The sequence below is a fragment of the Streptomyces sp. NPDC049837 genome (assembly GCF_040674455.1).
In the GTDB taxonomy this organism is placed as follows: domain Bacteria; phylum Actinomycetota; class Actinomycetes; order Streptomycetales; family Streptomycetaceae; genus Streptomyces.
Map to the genome: position 1 here is coordinate 59,414 of NZ_JBFAMP010000002.1, position 19,788 is coordinate 79,201.

Here is a 19,788-nt window from a genome sequence, read left to right on the forward strand (position 1 = left end):
CAGAATATTGGACGGAATGTGACGGACCTCGACCAGCTCACGCAGTCCCTCGCCCGCAACCTCAAGCGCTGGCGCGGCGAACGCGGCTTCACGCTCGACGCGCTCGCCGCCCGTGCGGGCGTCAGCCGCGGCATGATCATCCAGATCGAGCAGGCCCGTACGAACCCCAGCGTCGGCACGACCGTCAAGCTCGCCGACGCGCTGGGCATCTCCATCACCACGCTGCTCGACTACGAGCAGGGCCCCCACGTGCGGCTGGTGCCCGAGGAGCAGGCGGTACGGATGTGGTCCACCGACAAGGGCAGCCACACCACCCTGCTGGTCGGCGCCGAGGCGCGCGGCCCTCTGGAGCTGTGGTCCTGGACGCTGATGCCGGGCGACGCCAGCACCTCCGACCCGCACCCCGACGGCACCACCGAGCTGCTCCACGTCACGGCCGGAGAGCTGACCCTGGTCGTCGACGGCGTCAACCACCAGGTGCCGGCCGGAACCTCCGCCGTCTTCGAGTCCAACGTCCCGCACGCCTACCGCAACGACGGCGAGGAGCCGGTCGAGATGACCATGGCGGTCTCCGTCCCGCCCGTACGCTGAGACGGCCAACCGGCCGTGCGGGCAGCGCTGTTAGCGTGACACGCATGCGCGCACCCATCGGAGACTTCGACCACGCCCGCCCCGTCCCCGACTGCCTCGACCAGCTCACCGCACCCGTCGCCGACGCCGTGCGGGCATGGCGGGGGGCCGTGCCGGCCGACCAACTGCTGTACGTCGACACCGACCCCGCCATCGCCGACACCGCCGTCTTCGTCGAGCACCACGGCCGCGACCTGCTGGGCGCCTCCGCCAACTGCGTCGTCGTGGCGGGCAAGCGCGGCGGCGAGACGACGCTCGCGGCGTGCCTGGTCCTGTCCAGCACCCGAGTCGACGTCAACGGCGCCGTGCGCAGGCAACTCGGCGCCCGCAAGGCGTCCTTCGCGCCCATGGACACGGCGACCGGCGAGACCGGCATGGAGTACGGAGGCATCACCCCGATCGGGCTGCCCGCCGACTGGCCGCTGCTCGTCGACTCCGCCGTCGTCGACACCGAATGGGTCCTGATCGGCAGCGGCCGGCGCCGGGGCAAGCTGATCGTGCCCGGCAAGACCTTCGCGGAGCTGCCGGGCGCGGTCGTCCTCGACGGCCTCGGCGTCAGCGCGGGCTGAGCAGCGGGATCTCGATCGCCGGGCAGCGGTCCATCACCATGTCCAGCCCGGCCGCCCGGGTCCGCTCGTACGCCGCCTCGTCGATCACGCCGAGCTGGAACCACACCGCCTTGGCGCCCTTCGCCACCGCCTCGTCGGCGATGGCACCCGCCAAGTGGCTGTTGACGAACACGTCCACGACGTCCACGGGGAAGGGGATGTCCGCGAGGGTGGCGTACCCCTGCTCCCCGTGGACCGTCTCGGCCTTGGGGTGCACGGGTACGACCCGCTTGCCGAAGCGCTGGAGGACGGCGGCCACACCGTAGGCGGCACGGGCCCGGTTGCTGGACAGCCCCACCACCGCCCACGTGTCCCCGGACTCGGTCAGGATCTTGCGGATGGTCTCCGTCTCGCTGGGCACGCCTGCCTCCTGTGCGTAAGGTCGTCGTCTCCCTGCGCCAACGGCCACCCTCCGCCGGAGATTCCCCCGCCACCGTACGCATAGGGTGGCGGGATGCAGGAGCAGTACCGGACGGTCGCCCGCGAGGGCGTGCACGAGACCGAGATCAACCGATCGCGCTTCATCTGCGCCCTCGCGCCCGCCGCGACCGAGCAGGAGGCGCAGGACTTCGTCGCACGCGTCCGCAAGGAGCACCCGACCGCCACCCACAACTGCTTCGCGTACGTGATCGGCGCCGACGCCGCCGTACAGAAGGCCGGCGACGACGGGGAACCGGGCGGCACGGCGGGCGTGCCCATGCTCCAGATGCTGATGCGCCGCGAGGTCCGGCACGTGGCCGCCGTCGTCACCCGCTACTACGGCGGCGTGAAACTCGGCGCGGGCGGGCTCATCCGGGCCTACGGCGGCGCGGTGGGGGAGGCGCTCGACGCGCTCGGCACCCTCACCCGGCAGCGGTTCCGGCTCGCCACCGTCACCGTCGACCACCAGCGGGCCGGAAAGCTGGAGAACGACCTGCGGGCGACCGGCCGGACCGTGCGGGACGTCCGGTACGCCGAGGCCGTCACCATCGAGGTCGGTCTGCCCGGCGCCGACGTCGACGCCTTCCGCGCCTGGCTCGCCGACGCGACGGCCGGGACCGCCCGGCTGGAGCTGGGCGGCGAGGCGTACGGCGACGCATAATTTTCTGAGGACGTTCAGTGAGGACGTCAGTGAGGTGAGAACCGTGGCGGGCCCGCGTGACCACTACGCGGTACTCGGGGTGGAGCCGATGGCTTCGGCCGAACAGATCGCCTCCGCCTACCGGGGGCTCGTTCGTGCCCTGCACCCCGACGCCCACCCCGAGCTGGACGACGCGGAGCGGTCGGCTGCCCGCGAGCGGCTCGACGACGTGGTGGCGGCCTACGGCACCCTGCGTGACCCGGCCCGGCGCGCCGCCTACGACGACGCCCGGCGGGCGAGCCGACGTCCCGCACGGCGCGTCCCGGTCGACGGGCTGCTGCGGGCCGGGCCGACCCGCGTGGAACCCGCGGGGCCATGCGCGGGCGGCCGCACGGTCCTGGACCTCCTGTGGGAGTGGACGGTGAGCTGAGGAGACGGCGATGGCACGCGCGGTGGGTATCGACCTCGGTACGACGAACTCGGTGGTCAGCGTTCTGGAGGGCGGCGAGCCGACGGTGATCACCAACACGGAGGGCGCCCGCACCACCCCCTCCGTGGTCGGCTTCGCGAAGAACGGGGACGTCCTGGTCGGTGAGGTCGCCAAGCGGCAGGCCGTGACCAACGTCGACCGCACGGTGCGGTCCGTGAAGCGGCACATGGGCGAGGCGGACTGGCGCTTCCCCGAGCAGGGCGACATCGACGGCAAGCGGTACACGGCCCAGGAGATCTCCGCCCGGGTGCTCCAGAAGCTCAAGCGGGACGCGGAGGGCTACCTCGGGGAGGACGTGAAGGACGCCGTGATCACCGTGCCGGCGTACTTCAACGACTCCCAGCGGACGGCCACCAAGGAGGCCGGCGAGATCGCGGGCCTCAACGTCCTGCGCATCATCAACGAGCCGACCGCCGCCGCGCTCGCGTACGGCCTCGACAAGGAGAACGACCAGACGATCCTCGTCTTCGACCTCGGCGGCGGCACCTTCGACGTCTCGCTGCTGGAGATCGGCGAGGGCGTCGTCGAAGTCAAGGCGACCAACGGCGACACGCACCTGGGCGGCGACGACTGGGACCAGCGGGTCGTCGACCACCTGGCGCAGCGGTTCAAGAGCGCCTACGGCATCGACCTGTCCAAGGACAAGATGGCCACGCAGCGCCTCCGGGAGGCCGCCGAGAAGGCGAAGATCGAACTGTCGGCGACCACGGAGACCACCATCAGCCTGCCGTACCTGAGCGCCTCGGCCGATGGCCCGCTGCACCTGGACGAGAAGCTCACCCGCGCCCAGTTCCAGCAGATGACCGCCGACCTGCTGGAGCGGTGCAAGAAGCCGTTCCACAACGCGGTCAAGGACGCCGGGATCAAGGTGTCCGACATCAACCACGTCATCCTGGTCGGCGGCTCCACCCGGATGCCGGCGGTCACGGAGCTGGTGCGGGAACTGACCGGCAAGGACCCGCACAAGGGCGTCAACCCGGACGAGGTCGTCGCCATCGGCGCCTCGCTCCAGGCCGGTGTCCTCAAGGGCGAGGTCAAGGACGTCCTGCTCCTCGATGTCACCCCGCTGTCCCTCGGTATCGAGACCAAGGGCGGCATCATGACCAAGCTGATCGAGCGCAACACCACGATCCCGACCAAGCGCTCGGAGATCTTCACGACGGCGGAGGACAACCAGCCGTCGGTGCAGATCCAGGTCTATCAGGGCGAGCGCGAGATCGCGGCGTACAACAAGAAGCTCGGCATGTTCGAACTGACCGGCCTTCCGCCGGCCCCGCGTGGCATTCCGCAGATCGAGGTCTCCTTCGACATCGACGCCAACGGCATCATGCACGTGACCGCCAAGGACCTGGGCACCGGCCGGGAGCAGAAGATGACCGTCACCGGCGGCTCCGCCCTGCCGAAGGACGACATCGACCGCATGGTCCGGGACGCCGAACGCCACGCGGAGGAGGACCGGCGCCGGCGCGAGGCCGCCGAAACCCGCAACCAGGGCGAGCAGCTCGCCTACCAGACGGAGAAGTTCCTCAAGGACAACGAGGACAAGGTCCCGGGCGACGTCAAGACCGAGGTCGAGGGCGCGCTCGCCGAACTGAAGGAGAAGCTGAAGGGCGAGGACACCGCACAGATCCGCACGGCCACGGAGAAGGTCGCGTCCGTCTCGCAGAAGCTCGGCCAGGCCATGTACGCGCAGGCGCAGGCCGACCAGGGCACGGCCGGCGGTGCCGGTGCGGCCGCCGGAGAGGGCCCGAAGGGCGCCGACGCCGACGAGGACGTCGTCGACGCCGAGATCGTCGACGACGACCGGCAGCAGCAGGGAGGCGGGGGATGAGGCCGGGCACGCGCCGCGGGCTGACCACGGTGACCGGCCGCCCCGACCCGCCGCCGATGATCGCCCCGCCCGCCCCCGCCGGCCACCGCCCCGAGCCGGCCGGGCCCGGGGACACCGCGCCGCGCCCCGACGAGCGCCCCGGCCCCGCCGGCCCCACCCAGCGGGCCGACCGGGCCGAGGGCCAGGAGCGGGCCGAGCGCAACGAGCGGGCCGGGAGCCACGAGCGGGCCGAGCGCCACGCCCCGGCGGAGGGCCCCGAACTTGCCGAGGGCCAGGAGCTTGCCGCGCGGCCCGACGCGGCCGGTCCCGGGCGGTGGGACCCGAAGGCGGCACGGGTGTCGCCACCGCCGCCACCCGGCGCGGCCGCGCTGGCCGTTGCGCTGGCCGAGCGGACCGCCGACCTCCAGCGGCTGAAGGCCGAGTACGACAACTACCGCAGCCGGGTCCACCGCGACCGCCTCGCGGTGCGTGAGGCGGCCGTGGCGAACGTGCTGCGCCGGTTCATGCCCGTGCTGGACGCCATCGGGGAGGCGGCCGGGCAGGGCGAGCTCACCGGCGGCTTCCAGCGCGTCGCCCTGGCCCTGGACAGCGAGCTCGCGGCCCTGGGCCTCGGGACCTTCGGAGCGGTGGGCGACCCGTTCGACCCGCGCGTCCACCAGGCCGTCACGTACCGCCGCTCCTTCCTGGTCGAGCGGCCGGTGTGCAGCGAGATCCTGCGCCCCGGCTACCGGGTCGGCGACCACCTCCTCCGTCCCGCAGACGTCAGGGTCACCGGTCCCGCCCACCGGTGAGAAGAGAGGTCCGTGACGTAGCGGGTGCCGCGCACCGTTAGCGTGTACGGGGTTCACAACGGTGCGGAGGAGCGGTACACATGCGGCCATCGCGGGTCGGAGCGGCGTCGTGCGGAGCGGCGTCGTGAGGATGCTGCACACATCGGACTGGCACCTGGGGCGGTCGTTCCACCGTGTGAACCTGCTCGACGCCCAGGCCGCGTTCCTCGACCACCTCCTGGCGACGGTGCGCGAGCACGACGTGGACGTGGTGCTGGTGTCCGGCGACATCTACGACCGCGCGGTACCGCCGCTGCCCGCCGTGGAGCTGTTCGACACCGCCCTGCACCGGCTCGCCGAGGCCGGCGTACCCACCGTGATGATCTCCGGCAACCACGACTCCGGCCGCAGGCTCGGCGTCGGCGCCGGGCTCATCGAGCGGGCCGGGATCCACCTGCGGACCGACCCCACGGGCGTCGGCACCCCCGTCCTGCTCGCCGACACCCACGGCGACGTGGCGTTCTACGGGCTGCCGTACCTCGAACCCGCCCTCGTACGCGACCAGTTCGGTGCCACGAAGACCGGGCACGAGGCCGTCCTGACCGCCGCCATGGACCGGGTCCGCGCCGACCTCGCCGGCCGCGCTCCCGGCACCCGCTCCGTCGTCCTCGCCCACGCCTTCGTCGCGGGCGGCGAACCCAGCGACAGCGAACGCGACATCACCGTCGGCGGCGTGGCCGCCGTCCCGGCAGGGGTCTTCGACGGCGTCGACTACGTCGCCCTCGGGCACCTGCACGGCAGCCAGGCCCTCACCGAGCGGGTCCGCTACTCCGGCTCGCCGCTCGCGTACTCCTTCTCCGAGGCCGCCCACCGCAAGACGATGTGGCTCGTCGACCTGGACGGCGACGGGACGGTCCGCGCCCAGCGGGTCGACTGCCCGGTGCCGCGCCCGCTGGCCCGCGTCCGGGGCCGCCTCGACGACCTGCTCGCCGACCCCGTGCTCGCCCGCCACGAGGACTCCTGGGTCGAGGCCACCCTCACCGACCCCGTGCGGCCCGCCGAGCCCATGGCCCGCCTCGCCGAACGCTTCCCCCACGTCCTCAGCCTGCTCTTCGACCCCGAGCGGCCCGACGACGACCACCTCGCCTCGTACGGGCAGCGCCTGCGCGACCGCGACGACCAGCAGATCGCCGAGGACTTCGTCGCCCACGTGCGCGGCGGGACCGGCCCCGACGACCGGGAGCGCGCGGCGCTCCTGAGCGCCTTCGACGACGTACGGGTGGACATGGCACAGCGCGAGGTGGCCGGGTGAGGCTCCACCGGCTCGACATCACCGGCTTCGGCCCGTTCGGCACCACGCAGACCGTCGACTTCGACACGCTGTCCCAGGCGGGCCTGTTCCTGCTCCACGGGCCGACCGGCGCGGGCAAGACCTCCGTCCTCGACGCCGTCTGCTACGCCCTGTACGGGGCGGTGCCCGGCGCCCGGCAGAGCCCCGGGACGTCGCTGCGCAGCGACCACGCCCCGGTGGGCACGTACACCGAGGTCGTGCTCGACCTCACCGTGACCGGCCGGCGGCTGGAGATCACCCGGCGGCCCGCCCAGCCGCGCCCCAAGAAGCGGGGAGGCGGCTTCACGACCGAGAAGGCCCAGTCGTGGCTGCGGGAGTACGACGCGGAGAGCGGCGAGTGGAAGGCGCTGAGCCGCTCCCACCAGGAGATCGGTGAGGAGATCACCCAGCTCCTCGGCATGAGCCGCGAGCAGTTCTGCCAGGTGGTGCTGTTGCCGCAGGGCGACTTCGCGCGGTTCCTGCGCGCCGACGCGGAGGCACGTGGCCGGCTCCTCGGCCGGCTCTTCGACACCCGGCGCTTCGCCGCCGTCGAGGAGCGCCTCGCCGAGCTGCGGCGCACCGCCGAGCAGCAGGTGAAGGACGGCGACGAACGGCTCCTCGCGCTCGCCCACCGGATGGCCCAGGCGGCGGGCGGCGCGGCCGCCGGCTGGCCCGCCCCGGAGGGCAGGCCGGGCGACCCGGGCCTCGCCGCAGACGTCCTGTCGTGGGCGGCCGTGGCCAGGTCGGGCGCCCGGGAGGCGCTGGACGTCGCCGAATCGGCGCTCGCCGCCGCCGAGAGCCGGCAGGCCGCCGCCCGCCGCGCCCTCGACGAGGAGCGTGAGCTGGCCGCGCGGCAGCAGCGGTACGAGGACGCCCGGCGGCGCGCCGCCGAACTGGACGCCCGGCGGGCCGAGCGCGACGGCTGGCAGGCCCTGCTGGACCGGGCCCGCAAGGCCGAGCGGGTGGCCGGCCCGCTGAGCCTGCGCGACGACGCCGAGCGGGAGCACCGCACGGCGCGCGCCGCCCAGGAGCGGGCCGTCGCCGGTCTGCCGCCGGACCTCGCCGACGCGGGCGCCGAGCGGCTGGCCGCGCTGGCGGGGCGGTTGAGGGAGGAGCTCGGCGGCCTGGAGACCGCCCGCCGGGCCGAGCGGCGCGGTGCGGAGCTCACCCGCGAGCGCGACGAGCTGGACCGCCAGGCCCGCGCCGACGAGGAGACCCTCCAGGAGGCCGCCGCGTGGCTGGCCGACTGGGAGGCCACCCGCCGCGCCCTCCAGGACCGGGTCGACGCCGCCCAGGAGGCCGCGACCCGGGCCGAACACCTCGCGGGCCGCCTGGAACCCGCCCGCCGGCGGCTGGCCGCCGCCCGCCGCCGCGACGCGCTGGTACGGGACGTGGCGGCCGCCTCGGCGCGCCTCGCGGAGACGCGGGAGCGCGCCAACTCCGCCCACGAGACGTGGCTGGACCTGCGCGAGCGCCGCCTGCGCGGCATCGCCGCCGAGCTCGCGGCGGGCCTCGCCGACGGCGAACCGTGCGCCGTCTGCGGCTCCGCCGACCACCCGGCCCCCGCCCGCGCCGACGCCGACCACATCGACCGTACGACGGAGGACGCGGCCTACGCCGCCCACAAGCGCGCCGAGGACGCCCGCTCGGCCGCCGAACGCGAACTGGCGGTCACGGAGGAAGCGCTGACGGCCGCCCGCGCGGAGGTCGCCGCCGGCACGGACGTCGCCGGTGCCGGCGACCAGCCGTCGGTCGCCGAACTCGCGGACCAGGTCGCGTCGTTGGAGCGTGCCTACGACGGTGCCCGGGCCGTGGCCGGCGGGGTGCACGCGGCGCGGGAGGCGCTCGGCCGGGCGGAGCGGGAGCAGCAGCGGCGGCTCGACGTGCGGCAGCAGGTGGAGCGGCGGGCCGCCGCGCGGACGTCGCAGCGCGAGGCGCTCGACCGGGAACAGGCGGCCGTGGACGCCGAGCTGGCCCGGGTGCCGGGCGGCGCCGTGGCCGAGCACGCCGCGTTGCTGGAGCACCGGATCGCCCGCCTCGTCGAGGCCGCCGAGGCCGTGCGTACCGTCGAGGACACCGCCCGCCGCCTCAAGGAGGCCGACGACCGGCTCGCCGACGCCGCGTTCCGGGCCGGGTTCGACACCCCGCGCGCCGCGGCCGCCGCGCTGCTCGACGACGTACAACACCGTGACCTCCAGCGGCGGCTGGACGCCTGGCAGGCCGAGGCCGCCGCGGTCGCCGACCGGCTCGCCGAGCCGGAGACGCGCGCCGCCGCCGAGCGCCCGCCCGCCGACCCGGACGGCGCCCGGGCCGCCCACGCCGCCGCCGACCGGGCCGCCCGCGACGCGGACTCCGCCCTGGCCGCCCAGCGGGAGCGGTGCGCCGAGCTGGCCCGGCTGTCCCGGCAGGCCGCCGCCGAGGTGCGCCGCCTGGGGCCGCTGCGCGAGGAGTACGAGCGGGTGGCACGGCTGGCCGGGCTGACCGCCGGCACGTCCGCGGACAACGAGCGCAAGATGCGGCTGGAGTCCTACGTGCTCGCGGCCCGGCTCGAACAGGTGGCGGCCGCCGCGACGGTGCGCCTCCAGCGGATGTCGTCCGGCCGGTACACGCTCGTGCACTCCGACGCCCGCGCCGGCGGCAAACGGGCGGGCCTCGGCCTGCACGTCCTGGACGCCTGGACGGGCAGCGAGCGCGACACGGCCACGCTCTCCGGCGGGGAGACGTTCTTCGCGTCGCTGGCCCTGGCGCTGGGACTCGCCGACGTCGTCACCGACGAGGCCGGCGGCGTACGCCTCGACACGCTCTTCATCGACGAGGGCTTCGGCAGCCTCGACGACCAGACCCTCGACGAGGTGCTGGACGTCCTGGACTCGCTGCGCGAACGGGACCGCAGCGTCGGCATCGTCAGCCACGTCGCCGACCTGCGCCGCCGTATCCCCACCCAACTGGAGGTCGTCAAGGAGCGCGGCGGTTCGGCGGTGCGGCTGCGCGCCGGGGGAGCGCTCAGCGGCTGATCGCGCGGCGCGGCAGCGGCGACGAGTAGACGACGCTCGTGGTCACCGAGCCCAGCACGGCGACCTTCCCGGAGATCTCCTCCAGGTGCTGCATCGAACGGGCGGCGACCTTCAGGACGAAGCAGTCGTCGCCCGTCACGTGGTGCGCCTCCAGGATCTCCGGAGTCGTCTCCAGCATGTCGTGGAAGGGCTTGTAGTTGCCGTTGGGGTAGCGGAGCCGTACGAAGGCGAGGATGGGCAGCCCGAGCCGTTCCTGGTCGACGACCGCGGTGTACCCGGCGATCACGCCGGCCTCCTCCAGCCTGCGCACCCGCTCGGTGACGGCGCTCGCCGACATGGAGACGGTACGGGCCAGTTCGGCGAAGGTGGCCCGGCCCTGGTCCTGGAGGGCCGCGAGGATGCGCCAGTCGGTGGCGTCCGGTGAATATCCGGTCATGGACGAGGAATAGCAGGGGAATCCCCGGCCGGACAAGGCGATCTCCGGGGATTGTCACTTCACCGAGATGATCAACGAACCGTAGATTTCTGGGCATGACGACGACACCGATCACCAGCGCCCCTGCCGCCGCCAACCCCGTCCTGCGCGTCCCGCCGGCCTCTCCGGCCGCCGCCGCCGTGTACTTCTCGGCGAGCCTCGCCTTCCACGCGGACGTCTCCGACGTCGCCTCCGCGCTCGCCGCCGGAGGTGACCCGGGGTTCGTCGTCCTCGACTCCCGGTCGACGGAGTCCTGGGACCAGGGCCACATCCCGGGCGCGGTCCACCTGCCGACGGCGCTCATCCCCGAGCAGGCGGAGCAGCTCCTGGACAAGTCCGTGCCGGTCGTCACGTACTGCTGGGGCCCCGGCTGCAACGGTGCCACCCGCGCGGCCCTCGCCCTCGCCGAACTCGGCTACCAGGTCAAGGAGATGCTCGGCGGCTTCGAGTACTGGGCCCGCGAGGGCTTTCCGTACGAGACCTGGGAGGGGCAGCGGAAGCGTGACGCCGACCCGCTGACCGCCCCCATCGACGCGGCCGACTGCGGCTGCTGACGCCCGCCCCGGAGGCGCCCCGGCACCGTCACAACCGCGCCAGTTCGTCCACCAGGTCGTCCAGTCCCAGGGGGCCCTGGGACAGCGCGGCCATGTGCCACTTCTTCGCGTCGAAGGCGTCGCCGTGCGCCCGCCGGGCCTTCTCCCGGCCCAGCAGCCAGGCGCGCTCCCCCAGCTTGTAGCCGATGGCCTGGCCGGGCATCGACAGGTAGCGGGTCAGCTCGCTCTCGACGAACGCCGGCGGGCGGCTGGTGTGCCGCTGGAAGAACTCCTGCGCCAGCTCCGGAGTCCACCGCTCACCCGGGTGGAACGGCGAGTCCGCCGGGATCTCCAGGCCCAGGTGCATGCCGATGTCCACGATCACCCGGCAGGCCCGCATCATCTGGCAGTCCAGGTACCCCAGGCGCCGCTCCGGGTCCGGCAGGAAGCCCAGCTCGTCCATGAGCCGCTCCGCGTACAGCGCCCAGCCCTCCGCGTTGGCGCTGACCCCGCCGATGGTCGCCTGGTAACGGGACAGTTGGTCGGCGACGTGCACCCACTGCGCGATCTGGAGGTGGTGGCCGGGCACGCCCTCGTGGTACCAGGTCGACACCAGGTCGTACACCGGGAACCGGGTCTCGCCGTCGACCGGCAGCCAGGTGCGGCCCGGGCGCGAGAAGTCCTCGGACGGGCCGGTGTAGTACGGCGCCGCCGCCCCGCCCGGCGGGGCGATCCGCGACTCCACCTTCCGTACCCGCTCCGCGAGTTCGAAGTGCGTGCCGTCCAGCGCCTCGATCGCCTCGTCCATCAGGGCCTGGAGCCAGACCCGTACCTCCTCGACCCCCTCGATGTGGGTGCCGTGCTCGTCGAGGTGGGCGAGCGCCTCCCACGGCCCGGCACCCGGCAGGATCTTCTCCGCCTCGGCCTTCATCTCGGCCAGGAGCCGGTGGTATTCGCCCCAGCCGTACGCGTACGCCTCGTCCAGGTCGCAGTCGCTGCCGTTGAAGTACCGCGACCAGCGCGCGTACCGCTCCCGGCCCACCGTGTCGGGCGCCCCCTTCACGGCCGGGGCGTACACGTCCCGCATCCAGTCCCGCAGCCTCGCCAGCGCCCGGGTGGCCCCGCCCGCCGCCGCGTCCAGCTCCGGGCGCAGCCCGGCCGGGGCGGCCGCCACGAACTCCTCGAACCAGCCGCGGCCCGCCCCGTCGTTGCCCGTCCACTCGGTGAGCTGCCCGATGAACGTGGCCGTTGCGCGCGGGCCGCCTGGCAGGCCACGTGCCAGGCCCAGTTCGAGGGATTCGCGGTAGCCGTCCAGCGCGGCAGGCACCGCCCGCAGCCGCTCGGCGACCGCCGCCCAGTCGTCGTCGGTCTCGGTGGGCATCACGGTGAAGACGATGCGGACGCTGTGCGCGGGTGAGCGCATGTTGCTGACCGTACGCAGTCCCTCGCCGGCGTCGTGCACGGCCAGTTCGGCGGTGAGGCGCTCGCGCAGGAGCCGTCCGCAGCGCCGCTCGGCGTCACCGCGGGCGCCGGGCAGGCGCTCGGCCTCGTCGAGCCTGGCGAGGGTCTCACGGGCCAGGGCGGCGATCTCTTCCTGACCGGCGGGCGAGAAGTCCGGAAGGAGCCCGGCGCTCTTCTGGACACCCAGGTAGGTACCGGTGATCGGGTCGAGTTCGATGAGCGCGTCGACATAGGCGTCGGCGACCACGCGGGGGAGCGCGCTGCTGGAGGTCTCTGGCATGAGGCCATCCTGGTATGCCACCGGCGCCGTCGTCATCCTCATCCGTCTCGGTCGGCTGACAAATGAGCGGGCGCGCCGGGCGGCAGGAGCGGCCCGCACTCCCACTGCTGGAAGATCAGCCGGGTCTCCACGCGGGCGACCTCGCGCTGCGAGGTGAACTCGTCCAGCACGAGTCGTTGCAGGTCGGAGGGGTCCGACACGGCCACGTGCACCAGGTAGTCATCAGGACCGGTCAGATGGAACAGGGCCCGGGACTCCGGGAGGGCCCGGATCCGGTCGACGAACGGGCCGATCAGCTCCCGGCGGTGCGGGCGTACCTGGACCAGGAGCAGCGCCTCCAGACCGCGGCCGATTTTGGCCGGATCGAGTCGCAGCCGGTTGCCCAGGATGATCCCTGTCCGGCGCAGCCGTGCCACCCGGTCCAGGCAGGTGGAGGGGGCCACCCCGACCTCGGCGGCCAGTTCCCGGTAGGTGGTCCGGGCGTCGTTCTGCAAAAGGCGAAGTATGTGCAGATCGACCGTGTCGAGGACGACAGAATCGTTCATTCGCCGAACGTAACACGGCGATTTTAGGCTACTCCCGGGTATCCGTTCAGAGTGCCGTCCATGGATGCCCTGTCCCACGACGCCACCGCCCCCCTCCCCACCCCGGGAGCCCCGAGGGCACTGGCCACCGAAGCCGTGCACGCCGGGCGCGACGACCTCGCCGCCCTGGGCCTGCACGCCGTGCCGATCGACCTCTCCACCACGTACCCGTCCCATGACGCGCGGGCCGAGGCGGAGCGGATCGACGCGTTCGCCACCACCGGCGCCCGCCCGGACGGGCCGCCCGTCTACTCGCGGCTCGACAACCCCACCACCGCCCGTTTCGAGACCGCGCTCGCCCGGCTGGAGGGCACCCAGAGCGCCGTCGCGTTCGCCAGCGGCATGGCCGCGCTCACCGCCGTCCTGCTGGTCCGCGCGAGCATGGGCCTCCGCCACGTGGTGGCGGTCCGGCCCCTGTACGGGTGCAGCGACCACCTCCTCACCGCAGGGCTGCTCGGTACGGAGGTGACCTGGACCGACGTGGCGGGCATCGCCGACGCCATCCGGCCGGACACCGGCCTGGTGATGGTCGAGACCCCCGCCAACCCGACCCTCGCCGAGGTCGACATCCGGGCCGTCGCGCAACGCTGCGGCTCGGTGCCGCTCCTCGTCGACTCCACCTTCGCCACCCCCGTGCTCCAGCGCCCCGTGGAGCACGGCGCGCGGATCGTCCTGCACAGCGCCACCAAGTACCTGGGCGGGCACGGCGACGTGCTGGCGGGCGTGGTGGCGTGCGACGAGGAGTTCGCGGGCAAGCTGCGCCAGGTGCGGTTCGCCACCGGCGGCGTCCTGCACCCGCTGGCGAGCTACCTGCTGCTGCGCGGGCTGTCCACGCTGCCGGTGCGGATGCGGGCCGCCTCCACGTCCGCCGCCGAGCTGGCGCGCCGGCTGGCGGTCGACCCGCGCGTCGCCCGGGTGCACTACCCGGAGATCGGCGGCGCGATGGTCTCCTTCGAGGTGTACGGGGACCCGCACGACGTGATCGCCGCGGTACGGCTGATCACGCCGGCGGTGAGCCTCGGCAGCGTCGACACCCTGATCCAGCACCCGGCCTCCATCAGCCACCGCATCGTGGACCAGGACGACCGGCGCTCGGCGGGCGTCAGCGACCGGCTGCTGCGCATGTCGGTCGGCCTGGAGGACGTCGAGGACCTGTGGCGGGATCTGACGGAGGCGCTCAGTGCCGGCCCCGGCCGGCCCGCTGCTGGGGGCGGGGCACGGGAACCCCGTTCAGTCGCGCGGTGATCACCAGGGTGCCCTCCTCGATCTGGTAGTCCAGCGGCAGGTTCAGCCCCCGCATCGCCGCGACCATGCCCGTGTTGGACGACTGCGTCACGGCGTACACGCTCTCGCAGCCGGCCTCGCGGGCCAGCGACACCAGACGGCGCAGCAGCTCCGTGCCGATGCCGCGGCGCTGCCAGTCGTCCTCGACGATCAGGGCCACCTCGGTCTCGTCGCCGTCCCACAGCAGGTGGCCGAGGGCGACGAGCCGGCCGGACGCCGTCTCGACGGCGAGCGTCCGGCCGAACCGGGGGCTCAGGAGGTGGTTCAGGTAGCGCCCGGCGTCACCGACCGGGCCGTGGTAGCGCAGCCCCAGGGTGCGGTCGGAGCACCGCTCGTGCATGGCCCGGGCGGCGCCGACGTCGCCCTGGTCGGCGCGGCGGACCGTGATCTCGTTGCCCTCCGGGAGGGTCAGCACGTCCTGGCTGCGCGGGATGCGCGGGCCGAGGCGGGCGTCCAGCTCCACCAGGGCCCGGGCGCGGGCGAACTCGGTGGGCGTGAACGGCAGGTAGGGCCGCTCGACGGTGATGGCGCCCCCGTTCGGGTCACGCAGCCGCATCACGGTCTCCCCGTCCTCCAGGACGCCCTCGACCGGGGCCGTCGCACCGGTCGGGCGGCCGGTCGGCGAGACGGCGGGCAGCGAGTGGATGGTGCACCGGCCGAGCAACTGGCGCAGCGCGAGCGGCAGTTCGGCGGCGTCCAGCGCGGTCCGGGTGGCCAGGCCCAGCATCCGGGTCGGGGTGTCCACCAGGTCGTGCGCGTCGGCCCGCTCGGTCCAGGTTCCGGTGCCGCCCGCCGCGGCGACCTCCCGGGTCAGCGCCGCCGCCTGGAGCGAGGCGGGCGCCCGCAGCAGGAACTCGTCGACCGTGCCGTCGGCCAGCGGATGGGTCTGGAGGGTCAGGATGTCGACGCGCAGGTGCGCGAGCGCCGTGCACAGCGCGGCCAGGCTGCCCGGCTCGTCGCGCACGGTGGTCCGCATGCGCCACAGCACCGTCTCGCCCGCCGCCTCCCCGCCGGTGGAGCCCGTCGCCTCCCGGCCGCCGCCGGCATCGGCGCCGGTATGGGAGGCGGTGGGCGGGGCATGGCTGTGGCGGCGCGCCCACCAGGTGTGGAACGCCGCCGTCGCGATGAGGACCACCGCCGACACGGCGAGGAGGTAGGGGCCGTCCGGACCGTGCACAACGGTGTTCGCCACCGCGTCCGCGACGGCCACGGCGGTGAACAGGGCTGCCAGTTCGACGAGATCCCGCCGCCAGTGGTGTCGGTGGTGGCGGCGGTGGGTGCTCTTCGCGGAAGTCGCATCAGTCATGGCATCACTGTGACCGCGTGGTGTTGCGTGATCACGAACGCTTTGTGACTGATGGGTTAAGTGTGCGTCTGGCATGATAGGTCCGGTTTTCAATAGTTTGGTCTTGGGGCCTCATTGGCCGACCCGCCCCGGCCGGAGCGTCCTGGAGAAGAGCACCGCCCCACCGGTCGCCCGCAGCCGTACGGTCAGTTCGCCGCTGTCGCCGTCGATGTCCACCTCGCCGAAGTGCTGCGGCGACTCCATCGGCGAGACGTTCGCCCGCTCCGGCGCCCGGACGAACACCCGGTCCGGGCCGAACGTACCGTCCAGGGCGTTCGCCGGGAACCCGCCCGCCGCGAGCGGTCCCGAGACGAACTCCCAGAATGGCGCGAAATCCTTGAACACCGCCCGCTCCGGCGCGTAGTGCTGGGCCGAGGTGTAGTGCACGTCCGCCGTGAGCCACACCGTGCCGGTGATCCGCCGGTGCTTGACGAACCGGAGCAGTTCGGCGATCTGGAGCTCACGGCCCAGCGGCGCGCCCGGGTCGCCCTGCGCGACCGCCTCGATGTCCGTTGCGCCGTCCGGGACCACCAGCCCGAGCGGCATGTCGGCGGCGAGCACCTTCCACACCGCCCGGGAGCGGCTCAGCTCCCGCTTCAGCCAGGCGAGTTGCTCCGCGCCCAGGATGCCGGTGGTGTCGTCGGTCTGGCGGCCGGGCGAGTTGGCGTTGCGGTACGTCCGCATGTCGAGGACGAACACGTCCAGGAGGGGCCCGTACCGCACCACCCGGTGCATCCGCCCCGCGTGGAGGGTGGACACCGGGAAGTACTCGCCGAACGCCCGCAGCGAGCGGGCGGCCAGGACGTCGACGTCCTTCTCGGTGTAGCGCGGGTCGTCCAGGATCTGGCCCGGGTACCAGTTGTTGCGCACCTCGTGGTCGTCCCACTGCACGATGGAGGGCACCTGGGCGTTGAAGGCCCGGACGCCCGGGTCCAGCAGGTTGTACCGGAAATTGCCCCGGTACTCGGCGAGCGTCTCGGCGACCTTCGCCTTCTCCTCCGTCATGACGTTGCGCCAGACCCGCCCGTCCGGCAGCGTCACGCTCTCCCGGAGCGGCCCGTCGGCGTAGACGGTGTCGCCGCTGCACAGGAAGAAGTCCGGGTCCAGGCGGCGCATCTCGTCGTACGCGAAGAACCCGCCGATGTCCGGGTTGATGCCCCAGCCCTGCCCGGCGATGTCGCCCGACCACAGGAACCGCACCCCGTCCCGGCGCCGCGCGGGCGCGGTGCGGAAGGTGCCGAGGACCGGCTCGCCGGCGCGCCGGGGGTCGTCGGGGTCGGTGAGCGTGACCCGGTAGTGCACCTGCTCGCCCGGCGGCAGGCCGCGCAGCGCGGTGGTGCCGGTGAAGTCCGTGTCCGGGCCGAGCAGCGGACCGACGTGGCGGCGGACGTGCCGGAACGACTCGGTGGCCGAGGTCTCCACGACCATGCGGGCCGGGCGGTCCGACCGTACCCACACCAGGCCGGACGACGCCGTGACGTCACCCGTCTGCACGCCCCACGCGGCACGCGGCCGCCCGGACCGGGCGAACGCGGGCGCGGCGGCACCCAGGGACAGGGCCGCCGAGGCGGCCAGCGAACCGCGCAGCACGGTACGGCGGGCGGGGGACGGGCTCGGACGGTGCGACGGAGTGTGCGACATCGATACGCCTCCAAGAGACAGGGCGGGGAGTCGCCCCATGCCTAACGCCCGGTGGCGGCGCGCACGCGAACCCCGCGTGAACAACCGCCTTCAGGCCCCCGCCAGCAGCCCTACCCCGCGTGCGATGTCGGACGGCGTCAGATGGGCGTACCCCAGGACCAGCCGTACGTCCCCGTCGTCCGGACCGGTCGCCGTCGCCGTCCCGTAGTCGGCGAGCGGACGGAGGGTCACCCCGGCGGCGGCCGCCCGCTTCACGAGGACGCCCCCCGCCGCGTAACGCCCCGGCACGCGCGCGATGACGTGGAGCCCGGCCGCGATGCCGCTGACCTCCGTGCCGGGGAAGTGCTCCTCCAGGGCGTCGATGAGCGCGTCCCGCCGCTCCCGGTAGGCGCGGCCGCAGCGGCGCAACTGGCGGTCGTAGCCGCCGCTCGTGACGAAGTGGGCGAGCACGGCCTGGTCGAGCGACGGGTTGCCCAGGTCCATGGTGCGCTTGCGCTCGACGACCTCGCCGGCGAGCGACTCCGGGACGAGCATCCAGCCGAGCCGCAGCCCGGGCGCGAGGGACTTGCTGACCGAGCCGGTGTACACCACGCGCTCCGGGTCCAGGCCCTGGAGGGCGCCCACGGGGGAGCGGTCGTAGCGGAAGTCGCCGTCGTAGTCGTCCTCGATCAGGTAGCCGTCCACCGCGCGGGCCCAGCCGAGCAGTTCGGCGCGGCGCCGCGCGGAGTAGGCGATCCCCGAGGGGAACTGGTGGGCGGGCGTGGTGACCACGACCCGCAGACCGGACGCGGTGAGGGGCCCGACGGCGAGACCCTCCGCGTCGAGCGGCAGGGGCACGGTCCGCAGCCCGGCCGACGCGAAGAGGGCCGTGGGCTCCGGAGCGCCCGGGTCCTCGACGCCCAGGGCACGCAGCCCCCGCGCCCCCAGGACGAAACCGAGCAGCGTCATCGCCTGCGCCACCCCGGAGCACACCACCAGCCGCTCGGGGTCGGCGACCACGCCCCGCCGCCGCGTCAGCAGCGCGGCCAGGGCCGTACGCAGCTCGGGCAGCCCGCGCGGGTCGGGGTAGCCGAGCGCCAGGTGCGGCAACCGGGACAGGACCGCCTTGTGCGCGGCCGCCCAGGCGGTACGGGGGAAGAGCGACAGGTCCGGCGAGCCGGGGCGGAAGTCCACCCCGGCGCCCACGGCACGCGGGGCCAGGTCCCGCGTCGCGGGCGTGGCCTGCCGCACCGCGTCGCCCACCCACGTCCCGGCGCCCCGGCCGCTGCGCAGGTACCCCTCGGCCGTGAGCTGCTCGTACGCCTCCGTCACCAGCCCCCGCGACACCCCGAGGTCGGCCGCCAGCTCCCGGCTGGACGGCAGCCGCGTCCCGGCCGCGAGCCGGCCGGACCTGACCGCGTCACGCAGCGCCGACTGGAGCATCCGGCCGCGTCGCCGGGGCGGCGCGGCGACCGCCGGCAGCAGCAACTCCCAGGTGCCCCCACCCCGTTCGCCCGTCATGCTCCCGACCCTACAAGTGGTCCACGAACCACGGGCGGAAGTGGCCCTGCGACCGGACCGCCGCCCCGCCTAGCGTCGTCGCCATGAACGTGAACCGGGCGCGGGGCGCCCTGCTCGCCGCCTTCGCCTGCGTCCTCGTCGGCGCCTCCTTCACCGCCAACAGCGTCCTCGGCGACTACCCGTACGCGGGCGGGCAGGCCCTCCGCTACGGCCTGGCCTTCCTGTTGCTCCTCCCGCTGGTGGGGCGGGGCGCGGCCACCGCCCTACGCGGGCTGACGGCACGCCAGTGGGCGCGGGTGGCGGTGCTGGCGGCGGTGGGGATGGTCGGGTTCAACCTGGCCGTGCTGGCCGCCGAGCGCACCGCGGAACCAGCGGTGCCGGGCGTGTTCGTCGGCTGCGCGCCGGTGGTGGTCGCCGTGCTCGTGCCCGCCCTGGACGGGCGCCGGCCCGCGCGGCCGGTGCTGTACGGGGCGCTGCTCGTCGCGGCCGGGGCGTTCACCGTGCAGGGGTGGGGGCGTACGGACGCGGCCGGGATCGCGTGGTCGGTGGGGGCCCTGGTGGGCGAGGTGGGGTTCGCGGTGCTGGCCGTGCCCGTACTGAAGCCGCTCGGCCCGAGGCTGCTGTCGGCCACCGTGTGCGGCGTCGCCGCGCTCGAATCGGCGCTCGCGGGGCTGCTGATGGACGGTACGGCCATGCTGCGCGCACCGACCGGGCAGGAGGCGGTGGCGCTGCTGTGGCAGGCCGCCGTCGTCACGGTCGTCGGGTTCGTCTGCTGGTACGTGGGCGTGCAGCGGATCGGGGCCGAGCGCGCCACCCTGTTCTCCGGGCTCATCCCGGTGTCCGCGGCGATGACCGCGCCGCTGGTCGCCACCGGTTCCTACGGTGTCGCCCAGGGCGCCGGCAGCGCGCTGGTCGGCGCGGGCGTCGCGCTCGGCTCGGGTGTCCTGGGCCG

At 74.1% G+C, this 19,788-nt stretch carries 17 protein-coding genes and 1 pseudogene; 11 read left to right on the forward strand and 7 right to left on the reverse strand.

Translation table 11 applies throughout. From position 1 onward, the window contains the following. The first annotated feature begins 18 nt into the window (after window positions 1-18). The gene (locus tag AB0J57_RS04835) at window positions 19-591 is read left to right on the forward strand and encodes an XRE family transcriptional regulator (RefSeq protein ID WP_366126534.1); all 573 of its coding nucleotides are present in this window, start codon (window positions 19-21) and stop codon (window positions 589-591) included. 44 nt (window positions 592-635) lie between these two features. Then, complete coding sequence (locus AB0J57_RS04840) at window positions 636-1,199, forward strand: YbaK/EbsC family protein (RefSeq protein WP_366126535.1); 564 nt, start codon at window positions 636-638, stop codon at window positions 1,197-1,199. Here AB0J57_RS04840 and AB0J57_RS04845 read toward each other — a convergent pair. Next, window positions 1,186-1,599: a CoA-binding protein gene (locus AB0J57_RS04845; RefSeq protein WP_366126536.1), complete on the reverse strand. Its 414-nt coding sequence runs from the start codon at window positions 1,597-1,599 to the stop codon at window positions 1,186-1,188. The two genes, AB0J57_RS04840 and AB0J57_RS04845, sit on opposite strands and share 14 nt — an antisense overlap. 93 nt (window positions 1,600-1,692) lie before the next feature. Between AB0J57_RS04845 and AB0J57_RS04850 the strand changes: the two genes are divergently transcribed. From AB0J57_RS04850 to AB0J57_RS04875, 6 genes are all read left to right on the forward strand, one after another. After that, the gene (locus AB0J57_RS04850) at window positions 1,693-2,319 is read left to right on the forward strand and encodes a YigZ family protein (protein WP_366126537.1); all 627 of its coding nucleotides are present in this window, start codon (window positions 1,693-1,695) and stop codon (window positions 2,317-2,319) included. 43 nt (window positions 2,320-2,362) lie between these two features. After that, the gene (locus AB0J57_RS04855) at window positions 2,363-2,728 is read left to right on the forward strand and encodes a J domain-containing protein (RefSeq protein ID WP_366126538.1); all 366 of its coding nucleotides are present in this window, start codon (window positions 2,363-2,365) and stop codon (window positions 2,726-2,728) included. Window positions 2,729-2,738: 10 nt separating this feature from the next. Next, window positions 2,739-4,619 carry a molecular chaperone DnaK gene (gene dnaK / locus AB0J57_RS04860; protein WP_366126539.1) on the forward strand — a complete coding sequence of 627 codons (1,881 nt, stop codon included), beginning with the start codon at window positions 2,739-2,741 and terminating at the stop codon, window positions 4,617-4,619. Beyond that, window positions 4,616-5,410, forward strand: coding sequence for a nucleotide exchange factor GrpE (gene grpE, locus AB0J57_RS04865; RefSeq protein WP_366126540.1), 795 nt, complete (start codon window positions 4,616-4,618; stop codon window positions 5,408-5,410). Before dnaK ends, grpE begins: the two co-directional genes overlap by 4 nt. A 124-nt stretch (window positions 5,411-5,534) precedes the next feature. Then, window positions 5,535-6,701: an exonuclease SbcCD subunit D gene (locus tag AB0J57_RS04870; protein ID WP_366126541.1), complete on the forward strand. Its 1,167-nt coding sequence runs from the start codon at window positions 5,535-5,537 to the stop codon at window positions 6,699-6,701. Further along, entirely contained in the window at window positions 6,698-9,733 is a 3,036-nt protein-coding gene (locus AB0J57_RS04875) for an SMC family ATPase (protein ID WP_366126542.1), read from the forward strand. Before AB0J57_RS04870 ends, AB0J57_RS04875 begins: the two co-directional genes overlap by 4 nt. Here the strand turns inward: AB0J57_RS04875 and AB0J57_RS04880 are convergent. Further along, window positions 9,723-10,169, reverse strand: coding sequence for an Lrp/AsnC family transcriptional regulator (locus tag AB0J57_RS04880; protein ID WP_366126543.1), 447 nt, complete (start codon window positions 10,167-10,169; stop codon window positions 9,723-9,725). The genes AB0J57_RS04875 and AB0J57_RS04880 overlap by 11 nt on opposite strands. A 95-nt stretch (window positions 10,170-10,264) precedes the next feature. Here AB0J57_RS04880 and AB0J57_RS04885 point away from each other — a divergent pair, with 95 nt between their 5' ends. After that, a complete protein-coding gene (locus AB0J57_RS04885) occupies window positions 10,265-10,762 on the forward strand; it encodes a rhodanese-like domain-containing protein (protein ID WP_366126544.1) in 498 nt (165 codons plus the stop codon). Between the two features lie 28 nt (window positions 10,763-10,790). Here AB0J57_RS04885 and AB0J57_RS04890 read toward each other — a convergent pair whose 3' ends face one another. After that, on the reverse strand, window positions 10,791-12,482 hold the full coding sequence (locus AB0J57_RS04890; RefSeq protein ID WP_366126545.1) for a DUF885 domain-containing protein: 1,692 nt from the start codon (window positions 12,480-12,482) through the stop codon (window positions 10,791-10,793). 38 nt (window positions 12,483-12,520) lie between these two features. Beyond that, window positions 12,521-13,027, reverse strand: a complete 507-nt coding sequence (locus AB0J57_RS04895) for an Lrp/AsnC family transcriptional regulator (RefSeq protein ID WP_366126546.1) — start codon at window positions 13,025-13,027, stop codon at window positions 12,521-12,523. Window positions 13,028-13,087: 60 nt separating this feature from the next. On the opposite strand from AB0J57_RS04895, the gene AB0J57_RS04900 reads away from it, so the two are divergent. Beyond that, complete coding sequence (locus AB0J57_RS04900; protein WP_366126547.1) at window positions 13,088-14,311, forward strand: PLP-dependent transferase; 1,224 nt, start codon at window positions 13,088-13,090, stop codon at window positions 14,309-14,311. Here the strand turns inward: AB0J57_RS04900 and AB0J57_RS04905 are convergent. The 3 genes from AB0J57_RS04905 to AB0J57_RS04915 form a co-directional block, all read right to left on the reverse strand. Next, complete coding sequence (locus AB0J57_RS04905) at window positions 14,244-15,656, reverse strand: GNAT family N-acetyltransferase (RefSeq protein WP_366126548.1); 1,413 nt, start codon at window positions 15,654-15,656, stop codon at window positions 14,244-14,246. The genes AB0J57_RS04900 and AB0J57_RS04905 overlap by 68 nt on opposite strands. Before the next feature lie 111 nt (window positions 15,657-15,767). After that, on the reverse strand, window positions 15,768-17,336 hold the full coding sequence (locus AB0J57_RS04910) for an alkaline phosphatase D family protein (protein WP_366126549.1): 1,569 nt from the start codon (window positions 17,334-17,336) through the stop codon (window positions 15,768-15,770). A 90-nt stretch (window positions 17,337-17,426) separates the two neighbouring features. Then, window positions 17,427-18,836 (reverse strand): PLP-dependent aminotransferase family protein, encoded by a 1,410-nt coding sequence (locus tag AB0J57_RS04915; RefSeq protein ID WP_366126550.1) that lies wholly within the window; start codon window positions 18,834-18,836, stop codon window positions 17,427-17,429. Window positions 18,837-18,919: 83 nt separating this feature from the next. Between AB0J57_RS04915 and AB0J57_RS04920 the strand changes: the two are divergent. Then, window positions 18,920-19,756 (forward strand): annotated as a pseudogene (locus AB0J57_RS04920) (DMT family transporter); the annotation flags it as partial. Window positions 19,757-19,788: the final 32 nt, after the last annotated feature.

Excerpts from the sequence above, each read along its gene's own strand:
- AB0J57_RS04840 (WP_366126535.1), top strand. The coding sequence starts at position 636 with ATGCGCGCACCCATCGGAGACTTCGACCACGCCCGCCCCGTCCCCGAC.
- AB0J57_RS04850 (WP_366126537.1), top strand. The coding sequence starts at position 1,693 with ATGCAGGAGCAGTACCGGACGGTCGCCCGCGAGGGCGTGCACGAGACC.
- dnaK (WP_366126539.1), top strand. The coding sequence starts at position 2,739 with ATGGCACGCGCGGTGGGTATCGACCTCGGTACGACGAACTCGGTGGTC.
- grpE (WP_366126540.1), top strand. The coding sequence starts at position 4,616 with ATGAGGCCGGGCACGCGCCGCGGGCTGACCACGGTGACCGGCCGCCCC.
- AB0J57_RS04880 (WP_366126543.1), bottom strand. The coding sequence starts at position 10,169 with ATGACCGGATATTCACCGGACGCCACCGACTGGCGCATCCTCGCGGCC.
- AB0J57_RS04885 (WP_366126544.1), top strand. The coding sequence starts at position 10,265 with ATGACGACGACACCGATCACCAGCGCCCCTGCCGCCGCCAACCCCGTC.
- AB0J57_RS04890 (WP_366126545.1), bottom strand. The coding sequence starts at position 12,482 with ATGCCAGAGACCTCCAGCAGCGCGCTCCCCCGCGTGGTCGCCGACGCC.
- AB0J57_RS04895 (WP_366126546.1), bottom strand. The coding sequence starts at position 13,027 with ATGAACGATTCTGTCGTCCTCGACACGGTCGATCTGCACATACTTCGC.
- AB0J57_RS04900 (WP_366126547.1), top strand. The coding sequence starts at position 13,088 with ATGGATGCCCTGTCCCACGACGCCACCGCCCCCCTCCCCACCCCGGGA.
- AB0J57_RS04905 (WP_366126548.1), bottom strand. The coding sequence starts at position 15,656 with ATGACTGATGCGACTTCCGCGAAGAGCACCCACCGCCGCCACCACCGA.
- AB0J57_RS04910 (WP_366126549.1), bottom strand. The coding sequence starts at position 17,336 with ATGTCGCACACTCCGTCGCACCGTCCGAGCCCGTCCCCCGCCCGCCGT.
- AB0J57_RS04915 (WP_366126550.1), bottom strand. The coding sequence starts at position 18,836 with ATGACGGGCGAACGGGGTGGGGGCACCTGGGAGTTGCTGCTGCCGGCG.